Here is a 25354-nt window from a genome sequence, read left to right as displayed (position 1 = left end):
GCGTTTCTCATGGTGGGGGTCAGCCGCTCAGGCCAGAGAGCCGCGCTTGTTGCGCGAAAGATCGACCCCCAGCTGCTTGAGCTTGCGGTACAGGTGGGTGCGCTCCAGCCCGGTCTTCTCGGCCACCCGGGTCATGCTGCCGTTCTCTCGGGCGAGGTGGAACTCGAAGTAGCTCTTCTCGAAGGCATCGCGCGCTTCGCGCAGCGGGCGGTCCAGGTCAAAGCTCTGCTCGGACTGCGGCCCCAACTCCACGGGCATCGGCACGGGCAGGCCCATGCCGCCGGTCATCGCGGCCTCCACGGTCAGGCCGGGTTCAGAGCGGTAGACACCGTTGCCGGACACGGCCGCCGCCCCCGGTGCCGCCGGCGCCTTGGGCACGGCGCGGGCCAGGCCCTGCTCCACCGCCCGCAACAGCTTCTGCAGCGTGATGGGCTTTTCCAGAAAGGCCATGGCCCCGAACTTGGTGGCCTCGACCGCGGTGTCGATGGTGCCGTGGCCGCTCATCATCACCACCGGCATGTTGAGCTGGCCGGTGGCCCCCCACTCCTTGAGCAGGGTGATGCCATCCACATCGGGCATCCAGATGTCGAGCAGCACCAGATCGGGCCGCATGCGCTCCCGGGCCGCACGCGCCTGTGCGGCGTTCTCGGCCAGCTCGATGGTGTGCCCTTCGTCGGTCAGGATTTCCGAGAGCAGGGCACGGATGCCCATCTCGTCGTCGACTACAAGTATCGTTGCCATGGAGGTCGCGTCAGGTCCCTGTCCCGGGTGGGTTGGCCGTGGGAGGTCCTGCAGGATCCTTCTGTTCAGTGATGCCCGAAAATGATAGCGAAACCTGAGCCCCGCCCGCCGCGCCAGCCTCCCCGGCTTCAGAGGAAAGGTTGACGATGCGTACGCGGGCTCCGTGTTCGTCCGCGATTTTCTTCACCACCGCCAGCCCCAGGCCGGTGCCTTTGCTTTTGGTGGTGACATAAGGTTCAAAGGCCCGCTTGAGCAGCTTCTCGCTGAACCCGGGGCCATTGTCCGACACTTTCAGACGCACGGTCGGCGCGCGACTGTCCTCGTATCGGACGACCTCGGTTTCCAGCAGCACCCGCGCGTGTTCCTGCGCCTCCACGGCGTCCAGCGCGTTCTGCACCAGGTTGTGGATGACCTGGCGCAGCTGGGTCGCATCGCCCTGCACCAGCGGCAGGGGCTCGGCACAGCGCGCGACCAGGCGCCCCTTCTCCTGCTGGTCGCCGTAGAGGGCCAGCACCTCGGCCACCAGCGCGTTCAGGTCGGTGGGCAGCAGCTTGGCTGCCGGCAGGCGGGCATAGTCGCGGAACTCGTTGACCAGCTGCTTCATGGCCTGCACCTGGGCGACGATGGTGGCCACCGAACGCTCCAGCATGGCCCGGTCCGCGCCCTCCAGCTTGGACGAGAGCTTGAACTGCAGCCGCTCGGCCGAGAGCTGGATGGGCGTGAGCGGGTTCTTGATCTCGTGCGCCAGGCGGCGGGCTACCTCCCCCCAGGCCTCGGTGCGCTGCGCGGAGACCAGCTCGGTGATGTCGTCGAACACCACCAGCCGCGCCTGCCCCGGCAGCATGGCCCCCCGCACCAGCAGGGTCACGGCACTGTCGGCCCCCGGCAGCTCGAACGACTCCTGCCAATGGTCGCGCTCGCCGGTTTCGGGGCTGTTCTCCAGCTGATCGAAGCGCTGCCAGATGGCGGTGGCGAAGTCGGCCAGGCCCGGCACCTCGCCCAGCGGGCGGCCGATGTAGGCCGACAGCGGCACCCGCAGGATGCGCGTGGCCCCGGGGTTGACCGTGTCGATGGCCTGCGCGCGGTCGAACATGATCACGCCCGCGGTCATGCTGTCCAGCATGGTCTGCAGCCGGGCCCGGGCGCCGTCGAGCTGACGCATGCTGCGTTCGGCCTGGGACCGCGCGCTGCCCAACTGCTCGGTCATGTCGGCAAAGCTGCGGGTGAGCTCGCCGATCTCATCGCGCGAGGTGAACACCGGCTTGGCCCCCAGGTCGCCCGCGGCCACCTGGCGCATGCCCTCGGCCAGTAGCAGCAGCGGTCGGGCCAGCTGGTTGCCCAGCAGCACGGCCAGCACCACCGCGCCCAGCACCGAGAGCACCATCGACAGCGTCAGCGTGCCGATGTACATGCGCCGCAACCCGTCGCGCGAGATGTGGCGCTGCTGGTATTCACGGTAGGCCGCCTGCACGATCAGGGCATTGCTGGTCAGCGCCCTGGGCAGGGGCTGCACCACCATCAGGTAGCGGTCCTCGCGCTGGGCCAGGCTGAAATGGGTGTCGGGCAGCCGGGCCAGCGCCCGCAGCTGGGCCTGGGGCGCCGCTTCGGCACTGGCCACGTCGTCCTCCAGCCCTTCGATCTGGCTGGCCGACTGCTGCAGCTTGGCCTGACGCAGCAAGGCGCTGGGCGGCCGGTCCAGGCCCAGCGAGGTGCTGGTGCTGGCGGTGGACAGCACCTGTCCCGCCGACGACACCAGGGCCACCTGGCGTGCGCCCAGCTGCTCGCGCAACCGCTCGAGCGTCAGCACCTCGGGATCGGCGGACTCGGCCAGGCGGTCGGCCGCATTGCGGGTCTTGGCCACCAGGTCGGCCGACAGGGCTTCCAGCGTGCCCTTGCCCAGGGCCAGGCCGGCGTCCAGCGCCCGCTCCACGCCAGTGTCGAACCAGGCCTCGACGCTGCGCGAGACGAACTGGTAGCTCACCGTGTAAATCAGGGCCCCGGGCAGCACGCCCACCAGGGCGAAGATGCCGGCCAGTTTGAACAGCAGCTTGCTGCCGAACTTGCGTTGGCGCAGCCGCACCCCCAGGCGCACCGCCGCCGCCAGCAGCACCGCCACCAGCAGCGCCGCCACCCCCACGTTGACCCAGAACAGCCAGACGAACTGCTGCTCGTAGCCCAGCGCCCGCTGACCCACCAGCGAGAGCACGAAGGTCAGCACCAGGCCGATGCCGGCCACCACCAGCAGGCCGATGACCCAGGCCCACAGCGTGGAGCGTTTCATGAGGGTGTGTGTTCCCGGCCGCTGGCTCAGTCGAGCCGAATCGTGCGCTCGACCGACAGCCGCCAGTCCGACTGCATCGTCAGGTCCAGTTGCAGCGGCCGTGGCAGCAGGCTGTTGTCCAGGCGGTAGCTGAAATCAACGTAATAGTGCTCGCCAGGGTCGATCTGGTCGGCATCGGCAATGTGCCAGGAACTGGCCCGCGACACCGCCCCCAGCGCCCCCGCCACCGAAGCGAAGGACTGGCTGAACGCGCCCAGGCTGACCCGCCAGGACGAGGTGAGCGGTTGATAGGAGACGCGCCAGGTGCGGGTGGCACTGGCCACGCGGTCGTCACGCCAGTACCAGCGCGGCCGGTAGACCCTGGCCTCGGCGGTGAAGTAGAGCGGCACGCCGCGGCGCAGCGCGTCTTCCACGGTGCGGCCCAGCGCCAGGCGGACCTCGAAGTCCAGGTTCAGCCCGCCGTCGGCCCGGCTGACGGCCAGCGACGGCAGCTCAATGCCCTGGGCCTGCGCCGGCACCCCGGCCAGCAGCCCCAGCGCCAGGACCAGCCAGGCCCACAGCCGCCACACCCCCCTCTGCCGCCAGGAACGGCAGGCATCGGAACGCGGGAGCCAGGACAGGGCCATCACGATGGATCAGGGGGCGAACAGAGCAGCGCGTAGAAAAAACCGTCCGCTGGGGCCACGGGGCCGGCGGCGGACGCAGAAGACCCATTGTCCGGCAGCGGCAGCAAATGCCCCGGTGACTGGGCCGAGACATGCGCCGGCGACAGGCCATGGCGTTGCAAAAATGCGTCGATCTGCTGCGCCCCTTCGGCCTTGAAGATCGAACAGGTGGCGTAGACCAGCCGCCCGCCCGGCTTCAGCAGCGGCCACAGCGCGTCCAGCAGCCCCGCCTGGGTGCGGACCAGGCTGTCGATGTCCTCGGGCCGGCGCAGCCAGGCGATGTCGGGGTGGCGCCGCACGATGCCCGAGGCCGAGCACGGCGCGTCCAGCAGGATGGCGTCGAAGGGCTGGCCATCCCACCAGCTTGCCACGGCACGGGCATCGGCGGCGCGGGTGCGGGCCTGCAGGCCCAGGCGCCGCAGACCCTCGTCGACCCGGGCCAGGCGTGTCGGGTCGGCATCCAGCGCCAGCAGGTCCAGGTCGGCCAGTTCGAGCAGATGGGCGGTCTTGCCACCGGGGGCGGCGCAGGCGTCCAGCACCCGGGCCCCGGCGGGCAGGCCGGTGCCGACCAGCAGGGGCGCGGCGCGCTGGGCCGCCAGGTCCTGCACCGACACCAGGCCCTCGGCAAAGCCGGGCAGGCGGTCCACCGGCACCGGCGCGTCGAGCACGATGGCGTGCTCCCAGCCCGGGCCGGCCACGGGCTGGCCGGACAGCCCGGCCTGGGCCAGCCGGGCCAGGTAGTCCGGCACGCTGCTGCGGCGGGCATTCACGCGCAAGGCCATCGGCGGACGCCGCCGGGCCTGCTCCAGCACGGTCTGCCAGTGCTCGGGCCAGTCCGCGCGCACCCGGTCGACCCACCAGGCCGGGTGGTTCCAGCGGGCCTCGGGGCGCTGGCGGGCCTGGGCGACCTGGGCCTCGCGCTCGCGCAGGAAGCGGCGCAACACCGCGTTGACGAAGCCCGCGGAGGCGGGCGCGGCCTTGCGCACGGCGGTCACGGCCTGGTCCACCAGGGTGTGGTCGGGGTAGGCCGGTGCCTCGTCGGGCCACAGCAGGGCCAAGGCACACAGCAGCAGCCCCTCCACGACCGGCGGCGGGCGGCGCGGCGCCAGCTGGGCCCGCAGCACCTCGGCCGCCCCCAGGCGGCGCAGCACCGCGAACGACAGGGCCTGAACCCCGGGGCGCACCGGCCCCGGCACGCCGGCCAGCACGTCGGTCAGCGAGCGGCCGGACCGCACGGCCTGCACCGCGCGGGCGGTGAGGGTCAGCAGGCGGGCCAGCGAGGGCCCGGCCGGATGGGGAACTGCAGCATCGGTCACGGCCGGCAGTCTAACCACCCCAGGCTGGCAAGGTGCTTGGCCCCTGTCCGACAATGGACGACTTTCCCGACCCGAGGCAAGGATCCCGGCATGTCCCATTCACGATCGGCCCAGGCGGCACCGGCCACGCTGTCGCCAGACGAGCTGGCCGCACGGCCGGCGTCGGAACGCATCCGCTACCGCCTGGTGCAGGCGGGACGGCGCCACCATGCCAATGACAACATCGCCGACTTCGTGCAGGCCGGCGAGCTCGACGAGCTCAAGGCCGAGGTGGCGGCCAAGATGGCCGAGGTGCTCAAGGCCCTGGTGATCGACACCGACAGCGACCACAACACGCATGAGACCGCCAAGCGGGTGGCCAAGATGTACGTGGACGAGGTGTTCCGCGGCCGCTTCCGCCCGATGCCGGACGTGACCGAGTTCCCCAATGTCTCGCGCCTGAACGAGCTGATGATCGTCGGCCCGATCACGGTGCGCAGCGCCTGTTCGCACCACCTCTGCCCCATCGTCGGCAAGCTGTGGATCGGCGTGCTGCCCAACGAGCACTCCAACCTGATCGGCCTGTCCAAGTACGCGCGCATCGCCGACTGGATCATGAGCCGGCCGCAGATCCAGGAAGAAGCGGTGATCATGCTGGCCGACACGCTGCAGGAACGGGTCAAGCCCGACGGCCTGGCCATCGTGATGGAGGCCGACCACTTCTGCATGCATTGGCGCGGTGTGAAGGACAATGATTCGGCGATGACCAACAGCGTGATGCGGGGGGCCTTCCTGAAGGACCCGAACCTGCGGCGCGAATTCCTGTCCCTGCTGCCCAAGAAGGGGTGAGTGCGATGCTTGTCCGCCTGATGTACGCCAGCCGCGCCGTGAATCCGCAGTCGCCCGAGGCGCTGCAGGCTCTTTTGCACCAGTCGCGCTCGGCCAACCCGGCCCAGGGCATCACCGGCGCGCTGTGCCATGCCAACGGCGTGTTCGTGCAGGTGCTCGAAGGCGGTCGCATGGCGGTCAACCGGCTCTACCAGCGCATTGCTGCCGATCCGCGCCACACCGACGTGGTGCTGCTGAGCTACACGGAAGTGGCCGAGCGCCGCTTTGCCGGCTGGTCGATGGGCCAGGTCAACCTGGCCCGGCTGAACCCGGCGCTGGTGCTGAAGTACTCCGAGACGGCGACGCTGGATCCGTACGCGCTGCCCGGCGAGGCCATGGCCGCCCTGTTCGACGAGATGCTGGCCACCGCGGCCATCATCCAGAGCTGAGGCCGCGGGCCGGCCTCACATGGTGGCGGCCGGCCGCAGCCGGAACAGCGGCACCAGCAGCTGGGTCGGGAATTCGCCCAGCGCATCGTTGTAGGCCTGCGCGGCCTGGTTGTAGGCCTGGCGGCCAAAGCCGACCCGCCCGTTGAGGTCCACCAGCTGCTGCAGCGCGCGCTGGGCATCCTCGCGGTCTTCCAGCTCGGGATGCTGTTCCAGCAGGGCCTGCAGACGGGCCAGCGGCGAACCCATCTCGCGCTCGGCCACCACCCAGGCCTGCACCGGCTCGGCCGCGTGGGGCCGGATGCGCACCGCCAGCGTGGTCTCGCGCTGGCGGGCCACCGCCTGCTCCAGCGCCTGCAGGCTGCCGGACTCGTGCTGCAAGGTGTCGCGCACCGCGGCCATCAGCATGTCCAGCGCGGCCGAACGCCGCATCAGGATGTCGTCCAACTGGCCCCAGGCCCGGGCGATGCCCGTGCGCAGCCGGGACAGCCGCCCCCAGGCGCCGACCATCCAGAAGACGATCACCAGGACCAGCGCCAGCTCCACCAAGGACCCAGCCCAGGCCTGCCAGAAGCCGGTCATGCCCTCGTCGGGCGGTGGCAAGGGCCAGGGATCCGGCAGCTCGGTGGCCGAACCCGTCTCGGCACCCGCGCTGGCGGCGGCCCCGGGCGTCATCAGGCCGCCCCGTGCGCCGCCACCCAGGCCGCGTGGCCATGGGCCCGCAGCTGGCAGGACGGACAGTCACCACAGCCATAGCCCCAGGCGTGGCGGTGGCCGCGGTCGCCCAGGTAGCAGGTGTGGGTGTGCTCGACGATCAGGTCGTTCAGGCGCTGGCCGCCCAGCTGGTCCGACAGGGCCCAGGTCTGGGCCTTGGTCAGGAACATCAGCGGCGTGTCCAACGTCATCGGGCTGTCCAGGCCCAGGCTGAGCGCCACCTGCAAGGCCTTCAGCGTGTTGTCGCGGCAGTCCGGGTAGCCGGAGTAGTCCGTCTCGCACATGCCGCCCACCAGCACGCTGGCACCGCGCCGGTAGGCCAGCGTGGCGGCAAAGGTCAGGAACAGCAGGTTGCGCCCGGGCACGAAGGTGTTGGGCAGACCATTGGCCTGCAGTTCGATGGCCCGCTCGCTGGTCAGCGCGGTGTCGGAGATCTGGCCCAGCAGGGACAGGTCCAGCAGGTGGTCGTCGCCCAGGCGCTCGGCCCAGGCGGGGAACTGCGCCGCCAACTCACGCCGCACGGTCTGGCGACAGTCCAGCTCGATCTTGTGGCGCTGGCCGTAGTCGAAGCCCAGGGTCTCGACCCGGGCGAAGCGCGCCAGGGCCCAGGCCAGGCAGACGGTGGAGTCCTGGCCGCCGGAGAACAGCACCAGGGCCGTGCGCGGGTCGACGGACGGCAGGGGATCGTGCGAAGTCATGTCACGGATTGTGCCGCGCCAGGCTGGCGGCCGCCTGGCCGGCACGCCTGCCGGCTCAATCCGCCTCGGTCACCACGCCGTAGCGCAGGCCCAGCTGCTTGAGGTAGCGGCGGTAGGCCAGCGACATGCGGTCCACCGGAATCGACATCTCCATGCCCGGCACCAGGGGCAGGCGCAGCGGGCTCTGGTTCTCCACGATGGGCTGGTCCTGCAGGAAGATGGTGTCCTGGAAGTGGCGCAGCTCGTCGTCGCTGCTTTCGAAATTGGTCATCGCCAGGATGATCCAGGCCCGGGTGCGGGTCTCGGTCATCGGCTGCAGGTGCAGGCTGATGGCCTCGTGGAAGCCGGCCATCACCGTCGGCACCTTGGTCAGGATGGCGGTGAGCGGGCGCACCACCCGGTAGGTGTACTCGACCAGGCTGCCGCTGTCCGACAGCTGGTTCGAGCGCGGCTGCCAGGCCTGGCACTGCACCGCCCGCACGCCACTGCCGTAGACGGGGTCGTCGAAGCTCTGCACCTCGTAGTCCGGGATCTCCGGGCGGGTCTTCTCACCCAGGATGTCGGTGTGCACCCAGGCGAAGTGCGACATGTCCAGGAAGTTCTCGACCAGGCGCGGCCCGCTGGCCGCCACCTCATAGGGACCGCACCAAACCTTGCGCAGACGCTCGTCGGCGAACTCCGGGAAGGGCAGCACGTCCTGCGCCGGCTGCCCCAGGCAGACCCAGACCAGGCCGTAGCGCTCCTGCACCGCGTAGGTGGTGACGCGGCCGGTCATGCGCTCGGGCGTCAGCTCGGGCATGGCGGGGATGTGCTTGCACTGGCCGTCCTCGCCGAAGATCCAGCCGTGGTACGGGCAGGTCACGCCGTCGGACTGCAGCGTGCCCATCGACAGCTTCATGCCGCGGTGGGGGCAGCGGTCTTCCCAGGCGTGCAGGCGGCCGTCCTGGCTGCGCCAGACCAGCACATGGGTGTCCAGCAGCAGGGTGGCCGTCTGCTGGCCCGGCGCCAGCTGGGCCGCAATGGCCACCGGATGCCAGTCGTTGATCAGCACGGGGTCACGCAGCGGCGCAGTCATCGGAAATCCTTCGGAAGATGGAACGGCAAAGCCTGGGTTGTACCCAGCCAGCGTTTCCCATGTAAGGGCCTGGGCGCAATGGCCTGTTCCATCTGTGGAACACTGGCCCCATGATCGACATCCGGCTGGTCGAGCACTTCGTGCTCTTGATGACCCACGGCAGCCTGACCCGGGCCGAAGCCGAGAGCGGTGTGCCCAAGGCCACGCTGAGCCGGCAGATCGCCCGGCTGGAGGCGGAGCTGGGCATGCCGCTGTTCGTGCGCACGCCGCGGCGCATGGTGCCCACCGAGGCCGCGCAGACCTACCTGCTGCACTGCCGCCAGGTGCTGGCGGACCTGGGCGCCGGGCTGGACCAGGCCCGGGTGGCGGTGCAGAACCTGGCCGAGGGCCTGTCGGGCGACCTGCGGGTGCTGACCAGCAACTACTTCAGCACCTCCTTCGTCTGCCAGGTGCTGAAGGCCTTTGCCGAGCGCCACCCGCAGGTGACCTGCCACCTGGACTTGGCCGGCGACGGCCTGCAGGACCTGCCCGAGGGGGTGGACTGCTATGTCTGCACCCACCTGCCGCGCCACCCGCACCTGGTGGCCAAGCGCCTGGGCCGGCTGGCCTATGGCCTGTTCGCCAGCCCGCGCTACCTGCGCCAGCATGGCGGGCCCAGCCACCCGGGCGAGCTGCCCCGGCACCGCACCATCTGGCTGGACGGCCCAGGCGCCGTGCCGGTCTGGTCGCTGATGTCCAGCGAACGGTCTTGCGAGGTCGCACTGAGCCAGCCCACCACCACCAACGACCCCTGGGTGCTGAAAACCTTCGCGCTGGACGGCTTCGGCATCGCCCTGCTGCCGGACTACTTCTGCCGGCCCGAGCTGGAGACCGGCGCGCTGGTGCCGGTGCTGCCGGACTGGCGCCCGCGGCCAATGCCGGTCTACGGCGTCTACCCCAAGCAGCGGGCGGTGGGCAAGAAGCTGGCCGCGCTGCTGGAGGTGATGGCCGACTGCTTCGCGCGCATCGACACGCTGCAGGTCTACGCCGGCCGGGGGGCCTGAACCCGACTCAGCTGCGCACCTCGCCCTGGCCCAGCACGATCCACTTCAGCGAGGTCAGGCCTTCCAGGCCCACGGGCCCGCGGGCGTGGAACTTGTCGGTGCTGATGCCGATCTCGGCGCCTAGGCCGTACTCGAAGCCATCGGCGAAGCGGGTGCTGGCGTTGACCATCACGCTGGCCGAATCGACCTCGCGCAGGAAACGCATCGCGTTCGGATGGTTGGTGGTCAGGATCGCGTCGGTGTGGTGCGAGCTGTAGCGGTTGATGTGGGCGATGGCCTCGTCCACGCTGGCCACGACCTTGACGCTGATGATGGGCGCCAGGTACTCGGTGGACCAGTCGGCCTCGGTCGCATCGGCCAGCCGGGCGCCCGGCACGTCCGACAGGATGGCCTTGGCCGCCGGGTCACAGCGCATCTCCACGCCCTTGGCCGCGAAGATGGCGCCGATGCGCGGCAGGAAGGCCACAGCGCTCTGCGCATGCACCAGCAGCGACTCGGTGGCGTTGCAGGGGCTGTACTTCTGGGTCTTGGCGTTGTCGGTCACCACCAGGGCCTGGGCGATGTCGACCTCGGCGTCCACGTAGGTGTGGCAGTTGCCGTCCAGGTGCTTGATGACCGGCACCTTGGCCTCGGCGCTGATGCGCTCGATCAGGCCCTTGCCACCGCGCGGGATGATCACGTCCACGTACTCGGGCATGGCGATCAGGCGGCCGACGGCGGCGCGGTCGGTGGTCTCCACCAGCTGCACCGCGGTGGCCGGCAGGCCGGCCTCGGTCAGCGCCTGCTGCACCAGCTTCCACAGCGCCAGGTTGGAGTGGATGGCCTCGGAGCCGCCGCGCAGGATGCAGGCGTTGCCGCTCTTGATGGCCAGCGAGGCCGCCTCAATGGTCACGTTGGGCCGGCTCTCGTAGATCATGCCGAACACGCCCAGCGGCACCCGCATCTGGCCCACGCTGATGCCGGTGGGGCGGCGCTTGACGCCGGTGATCTCGCCGATCGGATCGGGCATGGCGGCCAGCTGCTCGCAGCCCTCGGCCACGGTGGCGATGACCTTGGGCGTCAGGCGCAGGCGGTCCACCATCGGCGCGGCCAGGCCGGCAGCCTCTGCGGCGGCGATGTCGCGGGCGTTGTCGGTCTGCAGCGCGCTGGTCTGCTCGCGCAGCAGGCGCGCCAGCGCCAGCAGCGTGTCGTTCTTGGCGCGCGTGCCGGCGCGGGCCATGGCGGTGGCGGCCGCGCGGGCGGCCTGCCCCAGCTGGGCCATGTAGGCGGGGATGTCGTGCGTGCTCATGGCCTGATTATCCAGCGGCGGCCATGGCCTGCGGCGCCCCTCTTGACCGCGGGGTCAGCCGCCGCTCAGCCCCACGTCACAGGCGCGACAGCGTCGGGTCGTCATGAGCACGACACATGCGGCCCCTAGATTGTCGCCACGCTGCGGCAAGGTTGCCGCAGGTTTCGCCACACGTCCGGACGTTTGTCTGGCCACCCGAACGGACTCGACTCTCATGCACAACATCCAACTCTCCCGCCGCAGCCTGATCAAGGCCCTGGGCGGCGCCCCCCTGCTGCCCCTGGCCTCGTCGCTGAGCGCGGCCGGCCTGCTGTCCGGCTGTGACGACTCGAACAGCCCCAACTACGTCAGTGCGGCGTTCTCCAGCATGGCCGCTCCGAGCCTGAGCACGCCGGCCGACATGGCCACCACCTACACGGCCTCCAGCCTGACGGTGACCTTCGACGACAAGAGCACCCGCACCTTCGAGCTGGCCTACGCGCCTTTCTTCATCACCGGCGCCGAAGTCCCCGACGGCAAGGGCGGCAAGGTCATCGCGGGCGGCTACTACGACATCAACAACAACCCGATCATGGACGCCTCGGTGGCCGGCTCGGCGCGCCAGTTCTTCTCCGACTGCCCGGACGGCACCTCGCTGATCCAGCTGGACAAGACCACCGTCACCGGCATCAAGGGCAAGCCGGTCTTCGCCGTGGTCCAGTTCGAATACGCCACCCGCAACCAGGCCCAGGCCTCGATGTACGGCCTGCTGCCCTCGCCCATCGCCGTGCTGACGCTGGACCAGGACCAGGACACCGGCAAGCTGAGCCTGGTGAAGTACCACAACGTGGACACCTCGGGCGTCAAGGGCCTGTGGATCACCTGCGGCGCCAGCCTGTCGCCCTGGAACACCCACCTGTCCAGCGAAGAGTACGAGCCCGATGCCACGCTGGCCACCAACAGCCAGCTGCAGGGCTTCAGCCTGAACCTGTTCGGCAACGCCAGCACCGCCAACCCCTACGACTATGGCCACCTGCCCGAAGTCACGGTGAACGCCGACGGCACCGGCAGCATCCAGAAGCACTACTGCCTGGGCCGCATCTCGCACGAGCTGGTGCAGGTCATGCCGGACAACCGCACCGTGCTGATGGGTGACGACGCCACCAACGGCGGCCTGTTCATGTTCATCGCCGACGCCGAGAAGGACCTGTCGGCCGGCACGCTGTATGCGGCCAAGTGGACCCAGACCTCCTCCGTGGGCGCGGGCGCCGGCGACATCAGCTGGATCAAACTGGGCCATGCCACCAGCGCCGAAATCAAGACCCTGGTGGACGGCGGCATCAAGTCCACCGACATCATGGACGTGAAGACCAGCGACCCGGCCGACGCCAGCTACACCCAGATCTTCTTCAACGGCAAGAAGAACTGGGTCAAGCTCAAGACCGGCATGGAAAAGGCCGCCGCCTTCCTGGAAACCCACCGTTATGCTGCCCTGGTGGGCGCCTCGTTGGGCTTCACGAAGATGGAAGGCACGACGGTCAACGCCGCCGACAAGAAGGCCTACTCGGCCATGTCCTACATCTACAAGAGCATGGTGGCCGGCAATTCGGCCAACGAAGGCGACATCGCGCTGGACGCTGCGATCAACGCCGGCGCGGTGTACGAGCACACGCTGGCTGGCAGCCAGAAGGACACGGCCGGCAACGCGATCGCCAGCGACTGGGTCTCCACCCACATGGAGGCCCCGGCCGCCCTGGTCGGTGAGGACCTGGCCACGGCCGACGCGCTGGGCAACCTGGCCAATGCCGCCAAGATCGCCAACCCCGACAACATCAAGTTCTCGGAAAAGCTGCGCACCCTGTTCATCGGCGAGGACAGCGGCAACCACGTGAACAACTTCCTGTGGGCCTACAACGTCGACACGAAGACCCTGAGCCGCATCCTGTCGGTGCCCGCCGGCGCCGAATCGACCGGCCTGCAGGCCGTCGACGAGATCAATGGCTGGACCTACGTGATGAGCAACTTCCAGCACCCGGGTGACTGGGAGTCCCCGCTGCACGACGTGGTGAAGGCGACGCTGGACCCGATCATCCGCGAGAACTACGACGACCGCTTCGGCGCCGCCGTGGGCTACCTGACCGCCACCAGCGCGCAGATCCAACTGTCCAAGTAAGAACACCCGGGGCCGGCCCACGCGCCGGCTCCGGGCAGGGGAACCGGCTCCATCCTCGGCCACGCGCCTTTGCGGCGCGTGGCCTTTTTTCATTCCGTCATTCCGCCGCAGTGGTCTTGCGGGCCGCCTTCTTGGCCGGCACCTTGGGTGCGCGTGGTTCGAACTCGAAGACCACCTTGCCCTCCTTCTTGTCATAGGCCAGGAAGGCCTTGAACTTGCGCCGGGTCTTGTTGGAGACGAAGTTCTCCAGCAGGTCGGTCTTGCCGGTGGCCAGCAGCTTGCTGAACTGCTCGTGCGAGACCGGCTGGGTCAGGATGACCTTGCCGCTCTTGAAGTCGCAGGTGACGGGCGTGCCCACGGCATGCTCGCAGACGTAGTTGCTGCCGTGCTCGTACACATGGCCCTGGCACTTGGGGCAGGTGCCCAGGCTCTGCTGGGCGGAGAAATCCACCGGCTCGCCTTCCTCGGCCTGCTGGGTGTCCTCGCCGAAGTCGAACTCCAGCTTCCAGTTCTTCACTTCCTCGTCGTGCACCAGCTTGAGCTCGGCCGTGAAGGGCCAGCCCGCCTTGGAGCGGAAGCCCTCCAGCGGACCGATGTGCTTGTCACGCAGGAACTGCTCCACCTCGTGCAGCTCGAAGCTGCGCCCGGCCGGGATCTTGGTGATCGAGAAACCGCAACCCTCGCCGTGGCCATCGGCCCCGGTGCAGGTGAAGCGGCGGTAGTTCTCCTTCACCACGCCGCCGCAGTTCGGGCAGGGCGTCTGCAGCGTCGCGTAGTCGCCCGGGATGGTGTCGCGGTCGTACTCCTTGGCCTTCTTGACGATGCGCTCGGCCATCGCCGCGATGTCCTGCATGAACTTCTCGCGCGAGAGCTTGCCCTGCTCCATCTCGGCCAGCTGGTGCTCCCAGTTGCCGGTCAGCTCGGGCTTGGTCAGGTCCTCCACGCCCAGGCCACGCAGCAGCGTCATCAGCTGGAAGGCCTTGGCGGTGGGCAGCAGCTCGCGCCCTTCGCGCAGCATGTACTTCTCGGTGATCAGACCTTCGATGATGGCCGCGCGCGTGGCTGGCGTGCCCAGACCCTTTTCGGCCATGGCGGAGCGCAGCTCGTCGTCGTCGATCAGCTTGCCCGCCCCTTCCATCGCCGACAGCAGCGTGGCTTCGGTGTAGCGGGCCGGCGGCTTGGTGCGCAGCGCGGCCAGGGCCACGTCCTCCGTCACCACGCCCTCGCCCGGCTGCACCGGCACCAGGTTGGCATCTTCGTCCTGGGCCTCCTTGCCATAGACGGCCAGCCAGCCCGGGTTGACCAGCACCTTGCCGTTGGTCTGGAAGTGGTGCGTGCTGCCGCCGTCCACCGGCACCTTGGTGATGCGGGTGGTGACCAGGTACTCGGCCGAGGGAAAGAAGATGGCAATGAAGCGCTTGACCACCAGGTCGTAGATCTTCGCCTCGGCCTCGGTCAGGCTCCTGGGCGCCTGCAGCGTCGGGATGATGGCAAAGTGGTCCGACACCTTGGCGTTGTCGAAGATCCGCTTGCTGGGCTTGATGTAGCCCGCCGCCAGGCCCTTGCGCGCATGGGGGGCCAGGTGCTGCAGCGGGCCGGGCAGGTCCTCCTCGGCCAGCATGCCGAAGGTCTGCTGGACCACGCCCACATAGTCCTCCGGCAGATGGCGCGAATCCGTCCGCGGGTAGGTCAGCACCTTGTGCTTCTCATACAGCGCCTGCGCCAGCGACAGCGTGGTCTTGGCCGAGAAGCCGAAGCGGCTGTTGGCCTCGCGCTGCAGCGTGGTCAGGTCGTACAGGCCGGGGCAGGCCTGGCTGCTGGGCTTGGCCTCCTCGGTGACGGTGCCGTTGCGGCCGCGCACGGCCTCGACGATCGCCTTGGCCTGGGCTTCGTCCCAGAGCCGGTCGGCCCGCTTGTCGGCGTCGCCCGGGTCCTTCTTGAAGGCCGGGTCGAACCACTTGCCCCCGTACAGCCCGGCCTGGGCGGCAAACTCGGCCTTGACCTCCCAGTAGTCGCGCGGCACGTGCTTGCGGATCTTCTCCTCGCGCTCGACGACGATCGACAGCGTGGGCGTCTGCACCCGGCCCACGGTGGTCAGGAAGAAGCCACCATCGCGCGAGTTGAAGGCCGTCATCGCCCGCGTGCCGTTGATGCCCACCAGCCAGTCGGCCTCCGAGCGGCTGCGCGCCGCGTCGGCCAGGCCCAGCATCTGCTCGTTGCTGCGCAGCTTCTCGAAGCCATCCCGGATGGCCTGCGGCGTCATGCTCTGCAGCCACAGGCGCTGGATCGGCTTGTCGATCGGGCCCTTGGCACCCCCGGCGTACTGCACGATCAGGCGGAAGATCAGCTCCCCTTCGCGCCCCGCGTCACAGGCGTTGATCAGCCGGGTCACGTCCTTGCGCTTGACCAGCTTGACCACCGCCTGCAGGCGCGACTTGGCCTTGTCGATCGGCGCCAGGTCGAAGTGCGGCGGCACCACCGGCAGGTGGGCAAAGCTCCACTTGCCGCGTTTGACGTCGTATTCCTCGGGCGCCTTGATCTCCACCAGGTGGCCCACGGCCGAGGTGACGACGTAGTGGTCGTTCTCGAAATGGTCGGCCAGTTTTTCGAACTTGCCGGCCACCGGCGTGAGGGCTCGGACGATGTCCTGCGCCACGCTGGGCTTTTCCGCAATGATCAGTGACTTGCTCATCGGTGTTGTGTGTCTCTCGGGTCCGCCTCGGGCCATGCCTACAATCAGCCCGTCTCGCGCGTACACGCGCACGCGCGCTCATGAATTCAATGTACCCAATGAAGCCTGCCACGCAAGCGAAAGCCCCGCGCCCCGCGCCCGCCGCCACCGGGCGGCGCATCCAGGTCCGCCGCAGCGGGGTGCATGGCAAGGGCGTGTTCGCGCTGCAGCCCATCGAGCCGGGCGAGGTGCTGATCGAGTACACCGGGGACCGCATCGACTGGGACGAGGCCTTGCGCCGCCACCCGCACGACCCCTCCAACCCCGAGCACACCTTCTATTTCCAGCTGCGCACCGGCGAGGTGATCGACGCGCTCTACGACGGCAACGCCTCGCGCTGGATCAACCACTCCTGCGACCCCAACTGCGAGGCCGAGGAGACGGACGACGGCCGTGTCTTCATCAAGGCCCTGCGCCCGATTGCCCCGGGCGAGGAGCTCTCCTACGACTACGGGCTGACCATCGACGAGCGCTACACCCCGGCGCTGAAAAAGCGCTACGAGTGCCGCTGCGGCGCCCCGCACTGCCGCCACACGATGCTCAGCCCCAAGCGCCGGCCCGCCCGCAGGGCCTGAGACGACCATGGCCACTGCCAACCACTCCTCCATCCCGGCCGACCGCCACAGCGTCTGGGGCATTCACGCCCTGTGGGACGAGCTGCAGGGCGATCTGCCCGACCTGTCCATTGAGGTGGTAGACCGGCTCGATTCGACCAACGTCGCGCTGATGGACCGCCTGCGCCAGCTGACCGTGGCCGCCCAGGGGCGGCCGCTGCGGGCCAGCGACCTGGCGCCGTCATTGCTGGTTGCCGTGCAGCAGACCCAGGGCCGGGGCCGCCTGGGCCGCAGTTGGGAATCGCTGCCGGGCGCCTCGCTGACCTTCTCGCTGAGCCTGCCGATCCGCCGGCCCGACTGGTCCGGGCTGTCGCTGGCCGTGGGCCTGGCCGTAGCCCAGGCCCTGGACCCGCAAGGCCAGGCCATCGGGGTGAAGTGGCCCAACGACCTCTGGCGGCTGGATGCGCCCGGACGCGGCCGCAAGCTGGGCGGCATCCTGATCGAGGGCCTGCAGGTGGCGGACCAGCGCATGGCCGTCATCGGCATCGGCCTGAACATCGCCCCGCTGAGCCTGCCCGAGCCGGTGGCCTCGGTCAGCGAAGTGCTGCCCGGCCTGGACGCACCGGCGGTGCTGGCGCGGGTGATGCCCGTGCTGGCCCGGATGCTGGCGCGCTTCGAACAGGACGGCTTTGCCGGCCTGGTGGCCGACTATGCCCAGCGCGACCTGTTGCGCGGCCAGACCGTGACCACCACCGATGCCGCCTGCCCCCAGGGTCAGGCCGAGGGTGTGGCCGAGGACGGCGCCCTGCTGGTGCGCCGCGACGGGGCCCTGTACCGCATCGTCAGCGGCGAGGTGAGCGTGCGCCCGGTGCCTGCCGTCTGAGATGCAACGTGCGCTGCTGATTGTCCTGCTGCTGGCCAACCTGGCGGTCTGGGCCTGGCGGCAGCCGAGCGTGGCCCATGCCCTGGGCCTGCCCAGCCCGGACAGCCAGCGCGAACCCGAGCGGCTGAGCCGCCAGGTCAACCCGCAGGCCGTGCGGGTCGTCCCCCCCGCGGCCTCAAGCGCGGTGGCGGCGGCGGCCCCCGCCGAGCGCGTGTGCCGGCAGACCGGGCCGCTGGCCGAGGATGTCCTGGCCCAGGCCACCCGCCAGCTGACCGAGCTGGGCCTGAAGAGCGAGCAGTGGCAGGACCACCCCCAGGACAGCGCCGGCCGCTGGGCCGTGGTGATGGGCCCCTACAAGAGCCGCGAGGCGATGCTGCGCAAGCAGGAGGAGTTGCGCAATCTGAAGATGGCCAGCGATGAAATCGTCAACCGCCCTCGCCTGAGTCAGGCGCTGTCGCTGGGCCAGTTCAACAGCCTGGACGAAGCCCAGGCCCGCCAGGCCCAGGTGGCCCGACTGGGTGCCCGCACCGCCCGGGTCGAGACCCTGGTGGCCCCAAAGCGGCTGCACCTGCTGCGGGTGGAGACACTGACGGCCGCCCAGGCGGCCCAGCTCAGTGCCGCCGCGGTCGACGGGACGCCAGGCTGGCAACCCTGCGACGAGGCGCCCTGAGCCGCGACACGGCGGCCAACAACAGCCCCAGACCGGCCAGCTCGGCCAGGCCCAGCCCACCGCCTCCGCCCGTGCTGGCCGTCCCATCCGTGGTCGTGCTGGTCCCGGCGGCAGCCTCGCGGTCGGGACCCAGAGCCACGGCCTGACGCAACTCGGCGTTGTCGATCAGCACCTGCGGCCAGCGGGGCGCCTGGTAGCTCAGCCCGGCCGCGGCCGCCTGGGCCCAGCGCAGCGCCTCGTCGGCATCCAGGATGCCGGCGCCGCAGGTCGCGGTGGTGCACAGGCAGCGCCCCGGGTTGCTGCTGCTGCAGGCGGCCATCAGGGTCGACTGCACATGCGGCCGGGCGCTGGCCTGCAGCCCGGTCACCAGGTCGGCAGCGCTCAGCGTGGGCGCCAGCGTCAGCATCTGGGCCGCGACCGCGCTGACCACTGGCGCGGCAAAGCTCGTCCCCACATGCCGGTTGTAGATCCCGGCCCCGGCGGCCATGCCGCCGTCGTTGCCCAGGCTCAGCAGCCCGCCATCGGCCAGCAGGCTGCCCCAGCGCCCGCCGGTGTCGTCCCCCCCGACGGTGGCCAGGCCCAGGGCTGCGCCGAAGTTGGAGTAGTTGGCCTTGAAGCCGTCGCGGTTGAGCGCTGCCACGCCCAGCACATGGGTGCAGTTGGCCGGCCGGCTGGGGTCGCCATGGTCGTTGCCGCCCGCGGCCACAACCAGGATGCCCTTGGCCCACAGCTCGTCGACCGCGCTCTGGTAGGCGGCATTGCAGGCGGCCGCCCCGCCGAAGCTGATATTCACGATCCGCGCCGGCGTCGGGTTGGTGGGCGCCCACTGCATGCAGGAGCCATTCGGGTCCTGGCTGTCGGTCCAGCGCTGGCAGACCGCCAGCCCGGCCGCCCAGCGCATGCCGTCCACGATGTCGCTGACCGAGGCGCCGCACTTGCCGGCCACCCGCACCGGCAGCATGCGCACACCCCAGTTGGCCCCGGCCACGCCCAGGCCGTTGCCGCTGGTGGCGGCAATGATGCCGGCCACCGTGGTGCCGTGCCAGCTGCTGGACTGCACGCCGCAGTCGCCATAGCGCCCGGCATCCAGGGCCTGGTCACTGCTGCTCACCCAATCGCCCGGATCGGTGGGGTCGGCATCGCGGCCGTCGCCGTCGTTGGCATAGCCGCGGCCGGTCGTGCTGTCCCAGTCGGCCACCATGTCGAAGCCCGGCAGCCAGCGGCCGGCGGCCAGATCCGGGTGGCCGGTGTTGCCCGTGTCCAGCACCGCCAGCACCGGCCCGGCGTCGCCGGTGGTGCGTGACCAGGCGGTCTGGATGCCCGGCACCCCCCGCAAGCGGGCGGCCAGGGGCAGGCTGTCGCTGCCACTGACGGGCTGCAGCCACCACTGCCCCGTCTCGCCGGCGAAGCCGGGATCGTCCGGCGTGACGCTCTGCAACGCGGGCTCCAGCGTGTCCGGCACCACCCAGGCCACCTCGGGGCGCGCCGCCAGCCGGGCCTGCCACAGGCGCTGTTCCTGCACCGTCAGGGGGTGGTTCCAGGCCAGGCGCTGGGCCGAGGCCCCCACAACCTGCAGCCGCCAGCCGGCGTCCCGGTCCAGCCCGGTGCCCTGGGCCAGCTGCTGCCAGCGCTGACGCCACTGGCCCTGCTGTCGCAGCTGCGCCGCCTGCACGGACTGGGTCGTCGCCTGCTGGGGCCGGTGGTTGGCCGGCGCATCGCGCAACTGCACGATGAAACCGCGCACGGGCAAGCCGCTCGCACGGGCGCTGCCCGCGCCCAGGGTCACCATCGCCATCGCCACGCACAGCCCCGCCGTGCTTCGTCGCCAAGTCATTTTGCCCATGCCATCGCTCCGATCCTGACACGGTTATCGGCAGGCACGCGGGCAACCCAAGTGCTTCAAACGTGAAAAAGGGGGCCTCAGCCCCCTTTTCCCTGCCCCACAGGCGGGATTCAGACCGACCGGCGACGCAGCAACAGGCCCAGGGCCAGCAGCCCGGCCTGCCACCAGAGCGCCATGGCGCCCCCACCCCCGCCCCCACCGGAAAACGCGGCGGTGACCGTCAGCGTCTGCGCGGTGCTGGCGGACAGGCCGTGGCTGTCCGTGACCGTGAGCGTCACGGTCACCGTGCCCGCGCCGGTGGTCACCAGGCTGGCGGTGCTGCCGGTGGTGCCGCCCGAGAAGCTGGCCAGACTGCTGCCCTCGGTGATGGACCAAGCGTAGCTGACGATGCTGGCATCACTGACCGCCGAGGAGCCGCGACCATCCAGCGTCACCGTGCTGCCGGCCGGCACCGAGGCCGAGGCCAGGGCGATGCTGGCCGTGGGCGGCAGCACCGCGGCCGCCGCCGCAACCGCCGTGGCACTGTCCAGCATGCCGGCGCCGCAGGTGCTGGTGGTGCAGTAGCACTCCTCCTGCGTCGTGACGCCGTCCGAGGCGTGGCAGCTGGTGGCGGTGCGGTCCTCCGCACCGGTGGTCGGGAAGGCCCGTGCGCTGGCCTGCAGCAGGCTGCGGATCGTGGCCGGCGACAGGCTGCTGTTCGTCGAGAACATCAAGGCTGCGGTGCCCGACACCATCGGCGCCGCAAAGCTGGTGCCGATCGCGTAGTCCGTCGCATTGGTGTAGCTGCTGGTGCCGGCGCTGGTGGTGCCCGCGTTGGTGGCGGTCAGGATCCCATACTGGCACAGGGGGCCTGTCCCGCAGTTGCCCCCGGGCGCGCTGAGGGCAACGGCAGACCCGAGGCTGGAGTACCACGCCTTGGTGCCGGCATGGTGCAGCCCGCCCACCGCGATCACCCCACTGCAGTTGCCCGGGGTGTTCACGGCCAGGCTGTCATTGCCGGCCGCCGCCACCACCACGGCGCCGGCGGCGTTGATCGCACTGACCGCATCGGCATAGGCCGAGGTGCAGGAACCCGCCGAGCCCAGGCTCAGGTTGAGCACCTTGGCCGGATGGCTGTTGGAGGTCACCCCCGGCACGCTCAGCCCGGCGGCCCATTGCATGCCGGCGATGATGTCGGAGTCATAGCCGCCGCACTTGCCCAGCACCCGCACCGGCAGGACCATCACATTGGGGGCAATGCCGGCCATGCCGATGCCGTTGTCGGTGGCCGCGCCGATGATGCCCGCCACATGGGTGCCGTGCCAGGAACTGCTTTCCACCGTGCAGCCGGACAGCACGCTGTTCGTGTCGCCCGATTCCGCTGGCGTCACCCAGTCGCCCGGGTCGGTGGGGTCGCTGTCGCGCCCGTCGCCATCGTTGGCGATCACGGTGTCCGACACGAAGTCATGGCCCGACAGCAGCTTGCCGGCCAGGTCAGGATGTTCCGGCCGGATGCCGGTGTCCAGCACCGCCACCACGACGCTGCTGCTGCCTTCGGTCACGCTCCAGGCGCCGGACGCATTGATGGCCGAGACGTAGGTGCTGGTCGGGGCGCGCAGATACCACTGCCCGGCCGTCAGGTTGTTGACCGTGGCGGCCAGACCCTCCGGATAGAGCGGGTCGTTGGGCACCGCGGTGATGAAGCGGCGCCCATCGACCACCGCCCACTCCACATTGCTGTCCTGGGCCAGCCGCTTGGCCAGCGCCTGGCTGCCCAGGCTGGCGGATTTCAGCACCTGGGTGCGCGCGCCCAGCGCGCGGCCGTCGGTCAGCGTGAGGCCCAACCGGGCGCCCATGCGGCTGGCCGCCTGCACCCCCTGGATGGCGCCGCGGCTGGACTGGGCCGTGCTCAGCGTGGACGCGGACAGCACGCTGGCATCGGCCCGGTACTTGACGATGACCCGCCCTTGATCGGGCAGGGACTGGGCCGCCTGCCGGGCCACCCCCAGCTCGGCCCCATGCAATGCTGGCGGGGTCAGGACAGCGAGCATGGCAGCCAATGCTGCCAGCCACGGACGCTTCGAACACATGCTTCTACCTCTTCTCAGCGGGGTGCGCCAGGGTGCGCACGATGCACCAGTGTGAAGTCTAGACCGGCGCACATTGCTGGGACGTGTCCAAGCGTGCGTCCCGGCGCGCCGATCCCGGCATTGGTGGGCAGCCCAAAGCAAAACGCCCCGGGGCTCGAAAACCCCGGGGCGTGGGCACAGACGACGGACAAACCGTCGGCAGCGTTTACTTGGCGATCACGCGGGCCATCTCCAGGCACTTGTTCGAATAGCCCCACTCGTTGTCGTACCAGGACACGACCTTGACGAAGGTCTTGTCCAGCGCGATGCCGGCATCGGCGTCGAACACCGAGGTGCGGGCCTCACCGCGGAAGTCGGTGGAGACCACCTTGTCCTCGGTGTAGCCCAGCACGCCCTTCATCGCGCCTTCGGAGGCGGCCTTCATCGCGGCGCAGATGTCCTCGTAGCTGGCTTCCTTGTTCAGTTCGACCGTCAGGTCGACCACCGAGACGTCGGAGGTGGGCACGCGGAAGGACATGCCGGTCAGCTTCTTGTTCAGCTCGGGGATCACCTTGCCCACGGCCTTGGCGGCACCGGTGGAGCTGGGAATGATGTTTTCCAGGATGCCGCGGCCACCACGCCAGTCCTTGTTGGACGGGCCGTCGACGGTCTTCTGGGTGGCGGTGGCGGCGTGCACGGTGGTCATCAGGCCGCGCTTGATGCCGAAGGTGTCGTTGAGCACCTTGGCCACGGGCGCCAGGCAGTTGGTGGTGCACGAGGCGTTGGAGATGATGGCCTCGCCGGCGTAGGTCTTGTCGTTCACGCCGTAGACGAACATCGGGGTGTCGTCCTTGGACGGGGCCGACATGATGACCTTCTTGGCGCCGGCCTTCAGGTGCTTCTCGGCGGTTTCCTTGGTCAGGAACAGGCCGGTGGACTCGATCACGACCTCGGCGCCGACCTCGTCCCACTTCAGCTCGGCCGGGTCCTTGACGGCCGACAGGCGGATCTTCTTGCCGTTGACCACCAGGGTGTTGCCCTCGACCGCCACGGTGCCTTGGAAGCGGCCGTGCACGCTGTCGTGCTTGAGCATGTAGGCCAGGTAGTCGGGCTCCAGCAGGTCGTTGATGCCGACAACTTCGATGTCGTCAGCGAAGTTCTGCACCGCAGCGCGGAACACCATGCGGCCGATGCGGCCGAAGCCGTTGATACCGATCTTGATGGTCATTGGGATCTCTCCGGGTCAGTCAGTAAGGATGGGATGAACAGCGGAAGTGATCGGCGATGGCTTACTTGGCCAGCACCTTGCGCACGGTCAGCGCAATGTTCTCGGCGGTGAAGCCGAACAGCTTGAACAGCTCGCCGGCCGGGGCGGATTCGCCGAAGCGGTCCAGGCCCACCACGGCGGCGCAGCCGTACTTCCACCAGAAGTCGGTCACGCCGGCTTCGACGGCGATGCGCGGCAGCTTGGGCGGCAGCACCGCCTTCTTGTAGTCCAGGTCCTGGCGGTCGAACACGGTGGTCGAGGGCATGGAGACCACGCGCACCGGGATCTTCTTCTTGGCCAGCTCTTCCTGGGCGCGCAGCGCCAGCTGCACCTCGGAGCCGGTGGCGATGATGACCGCCTTGGGGGCCTTCTTGAGGCCCACCTCGGCCGGCTCGGCCAGGATGTAGGCACCGCGGGTGATCACGTCGGCGTCGGTCTTGGGCAGGTAGGGCAGGGCCTGGCGCGACAGCAGCAGCGCGCTGGGGCGGTGCTTGTTGGCCAGGGCCATGGTCCAGGCCACCGCGGTCTCGGTGGTGTCGGCCGGGCGCCAGACGTCCAGGCCGGGGATCAGGCGCAGGCTGGCGGCGTGTTCCACCGACTGGTGGGTCGGGCCGTCCTCGCCCAGACCGATCGAGTCGTGGGTGAAGACATGGATCACGCGCTTCTTCATCAGCGCGGCCATGCGGATGGCGTTGCGGCTGTAGTCGCTGAAGGTCAGGAAGGTGCCACCGTAGGGGATGTAGCCACCGTGCAGCGCCACGCCGTTCATGATGGCGGCCATGCCGAACTCGCGCACGCCGTAGTTGATGTGGCGGCCGATCTGGCCATCTTCCGTCTTGACCACTGCGCCCGCCTCATCGACCCGGAAGGCCGGGGTGCTGGGGGTGTTGGTCAGGTTCGATCCGGTCAGGTCGGCCGAGCCGCCCAGCAGCTCGGGCAGCTTGGCGGTGAAGTGGGTCAGCGCGATCTGACTGGCCTTGCGGCTGGCCACGGTCTCGGCCTTGTCATGGGCGTTGCCCACGGCCTCGACGGCGATCTCGGCGAAGTCGGCCGGCAGCTCACCGGCCATGCGGCGCAGGAACGCGGCGGCCAGCTCCGGGAAGGCCTGCTCGTAGGCGGCAAAGCGCTCGTCCCAGGCGGCCTGGGCGGCGGCACCGGCGGCGGTGGCGTCCCAGCCGGCCTTCACGTCGGCCGGGATGGTGAAGGGCTCGGCCGACCAGCCCAGGGTCTCGCGGGTCAGCGCGATCTCGTCGGCGCCCAGCGGCTCGCCGTGGGCCTTGGAGGTGTTCGCGCGGTTGGGCGAGCCCTGGCCGATGGCGGTCTTGCAGATGATCAGCGTGGGCTGGTCGGCGCTTTGCTTGGCCTGGGCGATCGCGGCGTCCAGCGCGTCCACGTCATGGCCGTCCACCGGGCCGATCACGTTCCAGCCATAGGCGGCGAAACGCTGGGCGGTGTTGTCGACGAACCAGGGCGTCACCTTGCCGTCGATCGAGATGCCGTTGTCGTCGTACAGCGCGACCAGCTTGTTGAGCTTCCAGGCGCCGGCCAGGGCGCAGGCCTCGTGGCTGATGCCTTCCATCATGCAGCCGTCGCCCAGGAACACATAGGTGTGGTGGTCGACGATGGCATGGCCGTCACGGTTGAACTCGGCGGCCAGCAGCTTCTCGGCCAGCGCCATGCCCACGGCGTTGGTCACGCCCTGGCCCAGCGGGCCGGTGGTGGTTTCCACGCCCGGGGTCACGTCCACCTCCGGGTGGCCCGGGGTCAGGCTGTGCAGTTGGCGGAAGGCCTTCAGCTGCTCGATCGGCAGGTCGTAGCCGGTCAGGTGCAGCAGCGCGTACAGCAGCATCGACGCATGGCCGTTGGACAGCACGAAGCGGTCCCGGTCGGCCCAGTGCGGCGCGGCGGGGTTGTGCTTGAGGTGGCGGGTCCACAGGGCCTGGGCCATCTCGGCCATGCCCATCGGGGCGCCCGGGTGGCCGGAATTGGCCTTCTGGACGGCGTCCATGGCCAGGGCGCGGATGGCGTTGGCCAGGGTGTGGGTGGACAGGGCAGAGGTGCTGGGGGTGTCGGAGGACATGGGCGGTGATCGGTGGACTTCGGGGACGGGAGGAGCCCGTGTGCAGCACGAA

The 25354-nt window shown here is 69.7% G+C and carries 20 protein-coding genes; 7 read left to right on the top strand and 13 right to left on the bottom strand.

Going from position 1 to position 25354, the window contains the following annotated elements; translation table 11 throughout:
- Nucleotides 1-27: 27 nt before the first annotated feature.
- Genes KGA65_RS02605 through rsmB form a run of 4 tightly spaced genes read right to left on the bottom strand, consistent with a single transcriptional unit; the run spans nt 28 to nt 5003 of the window.
- Nucleotides 28-741 carry a response regulator gene (locus tag KGA65_RS02605; RefSeq protein ID WP_225861578.1) on the bottom strand — a complete coding sequence of 238 codons (714 nt, stop codon included), beginning with the start codon at nt 739-741 and terminating at the stop codon, nt 28-30.
- A gap of 10 nt (nt 742-751) precedes the next feature.
- Entirely contained in the window at nt 752-3022 is a 2271-nt protein-coding gene (locus KGA65_RS02600) for a sensor histidine kinase (protein WP_225861577.1), read from the bottom strand.
- 26 nt (nt 3023-3048) lie between these two features.
- The gene (locus KGA65_RS02595; protein ID WP_225861576.1) at nt 3049-3648 is read right to left on the bottom strand and encodes a DUF4390 domain-containing protein; all 600 of its coding nucleotides are present in this window, start codon (nt 3646-3648) and stop codon (nt 3049-3051) included.
- The gene (rsmB, locus tag KGA65_RS02590; protein WP_225861575.1) at nt 3648-5003 is read right to left on the bottom strand and encodes a 16S rRNA (cytosine(967)-C(5))-methyltransferase RsmB; all 1356 of its coding nucleotides are present in this window, start codon (nt 5001-5003) and stop codon (nt 3648-3650) included. Before rsmB ends, KGA65_RS02595 begins: the two co-directional genes overlap by 1 nt.
- 90 nt (nt 5004-5093) lie before the next feature.
- On the opposite strand from rsmB, the gene folE reads away from it, so the two are divergent.
- Complete coding sequence (gene folE, locus KGA65_RS02585) at nt 5094-5831, top strand: GTP cyclohydrolase I (RefSeq protein ID WP_225861574.1); 738 nt, start codon at nt 5094-5096, stop codon at nt 5829-5831.
- A 5-nt stretch (nt 5832-5836) separates the two neighbouring features.
- Nucleotides 5837-6259 carry a BLUF domain-containing protein gene (locus tag KGA65_RS02580; protein ID WP_225861573.1) on the top strand — a complete coding sequence of 141 codons (423 nt, stop codon included), beginning with the start codon at nt 5837-5839 and terminating at the stop codon, nt 6257-6259.
- Nucleotides 6260-6274: 15 nt separating this feature from the next.
- Here KGA65_RS02580 and KGA65_RS02575 read toward each other — a convergent pair whose 3' ends face one another.
- The 3 genes from KGA65_RS02575 to KGA65_RS02565 are packed head-to-tail and all read right to left on the bottom strand — an operon-like array spanning nt 6275 to nt 8743.
- Nucleotides 6275-6931: a LemA family protein gene (locus tag KGA65_RS02575; protein WP_225861572.1), complete on the bottom strand. Its 657-nt coding sequence runs from the start codon at nt 6929-6931 to the stop codon at nt 6275-6277.
- Nucleotides 6931-7668: a 7-cyano-7-deazaguanine synthase QueC gene (gene queC, locus KGA65_RS02570; RefSeq protein WP_225861571.1), complete on the bottom strand. Its 738-nt coding sequence runs from the start codon at nt 7666-7668 to the stop codon at nt 6931-6933. The genes KGA65_RS02575 and queC overlap by 1 nt, the downstream gene beginning before the upstream one ends.
- 55 nt (nt 7669-7723) lie before the next feature.
- Nucleotides 7724-8743 (bottom strand): Rieske 2Fe-2S domain-containing protein, encoded by a 1020-nt coding sequence (locus KGA65_RS02565; protein WP_225861570.1) that lies wholly within the window; start codon nt 8741-8743, stop codon nt 7724-7726.
- A 110-nt stretch (nt 8744-8853) separates the two neighbouring features.
- Here KGA65_RS02565 and KGA65_RS02560 point away from each other — a divergent pair, with 110 nt between their 5' ends.
- Nucleotides 8854-9786, top strand: a complete 933-nt coding sequence (locus KGA65_RS02560) for a LysR family transcriptional regulator (protein WP_225861569.1) — start codon at nt 8854-8856, stop codon at nt 9784-9786.
- A 7-nt stretch (nt 9787-9793) separates the two neighbouring features.
- On the opposite strand, the gene KGA65_RS02555 is transcribed toward KGA65_RS02560, so the two are convergent.
- Nucleotides 9794-11047, bottom strand: coding sequence for a glutamate-5-semialdehyde dehydrogenase (locus KGA65_RS02555; RefSeq protein WP_375142602.1), 1254 nt, complete (start codon nt 11045-11047; stop codon nt 9794-9796).
- Between the two features lie 241 nt (nt 11048-11288).
- On the opposite strand from KGA65_RS02555, the gene KGA65_RS02550 reads away from it, so the two are divergent.
- Nucleotides 11289-13226: a PhoX family protein gene (locus tag KGA65_RS02550; protein WP_225861567.1), complete on the top strand. Its 1938-nt coding sequence runs from the start codon at nt 11289-11291 to the stop codon at nt 13224-13226.
- Between the two features lie 97 nt (nt 13227-13323).
- Here the strand turns inward: KGA65_RS02550 and KGA65_RS02545 are convergent, their stop codons facing one another.
- Nucleotides 13324-15918 (bottom strand): DNA topoisomerase III, encoded by a 2595-nt coding sequence (locus tag KGA65_RS02545; RefSeq protein ID WP_225861566.1) that lies wholly within the window; start codon nt 15916-15918, stop codon nt 13324-13326.
- Between the two features lie 98 nt (nt 15919-16016).
- Between KGA65_RS02545 and KGA65_RS02540 the strand changes: the two genes are divergently transcribed.
- Genes KGA65_RS02540 through KGA65_RS02530 form a run of 3 tightly spaced genes read left to right on the top strand, consistent with a single transcriptional unit; the run spans nt 16017 to nt 18064 of the window.
- Nucleotides 16017-16532 carry an SET domain-containing protein gene (locus KGA65_RS02540; RefSeq protein WP_225861565.1) on the top strand — a complete coding sequence of 172 codons (516 nt, stop codon included), beginning with the start codon at nt 16017-16019 and terminating at the stop codon, nt 16530-16532.
- Between the two features lie 7 nt (nt 16533-16539).
- Complete coding sequence (locus tag KGA65_RS02535) at nt 16540-17394, top strand: biotin--[acetyl-CoA-carboxylase] ligase (protein WP_225861564.1); 855 nt, start codon at nt 16540-16542, stop codon at nt 17392-17394.
- Nucleotide 17395: 1 nt separating this feature from the next.
- Nucleotides 17396-18064, top strand: coding sequence for a hypothetical protein (locus tag KGA65_RS02530; RefSeq protein ID WP_225861563.1), 669 nt, complete (start codon nt 17396-17398; stop codon nt 18062-18064).
- Here KGA65_RS02530 and KGA65_RS02525 read toward each other — a convergent pair.
- From KGA65_RS02525 to tkt, 4 genes are all read right to left on the bottom strand, one after another.
- Complete coding sequence (locus tag KGA65_RS02525) at nt 18006-19898, bottom strand: S8 family serine peptidase (protein ID WP_225861562.1); 1893 nt, start codon at nt 19896-19898, stop codon at nt 18006-18008. The genes KGA65_RS02530 and KGA65_RS02525 overlap by 59 nt on opposite strands.
- Nucleotides 19899-20017: 119 nt before the next feature.
- On the bottom strand, nt 20018-21937 hold the full coding sequence (locus KGA65_RS02520; protein WP_225861561.1) for a S8 family peptidase: 1920 nt from the start codon (nt 21935-21937) through the stop codon (nt 20018-20020).
- Between the two features lie 244 nt (nt 21938-22181).
- The gene (gap, locus tag KGA65_RS02515) at nt 22182-23183 is read right to left on the bottom strand and encodes a type I glyceraldehyde-3-phosphate dehydrogenase (RefSeq protein ID WP_225861560.1); all 1002 of its coding nucleotides are present in this window, start codon (nt 23181-23183) and stop codon (nt 22182-22184) included.
- Nucleotides 23184-23244: 61 nt separating this feature from the next.
- Nucleotides 23245-25302 carry a transketolase gene (tkt, locus tag KGA65_RS02510; protein WP_225861559.1) on the bottom strand — a complete coding sequence of 686 codons (2058 nt, stop codon included), beginning with the start codon at nt 25300-25302 and terminating at the stop codon, nt 23245-23247.
- Between the last annotated feature and the right edge of the window lie 52 nt (nt 25303-25354).

This window comes from Ideonella benzenivorans (assembly GCF_020387415.1).
GTDB lineage: Bacteria > Pseudomonadota > Gammaproteobacteria > Burkholderiales > Burkholderiaceae_C > Ideonella > Ideonella benzenivorans.
The sequence above is the reverse complement of the archived record's forward strand: the minus strand, read 5'-3'. Positions and strand labels throughout refer to the sequence as shown.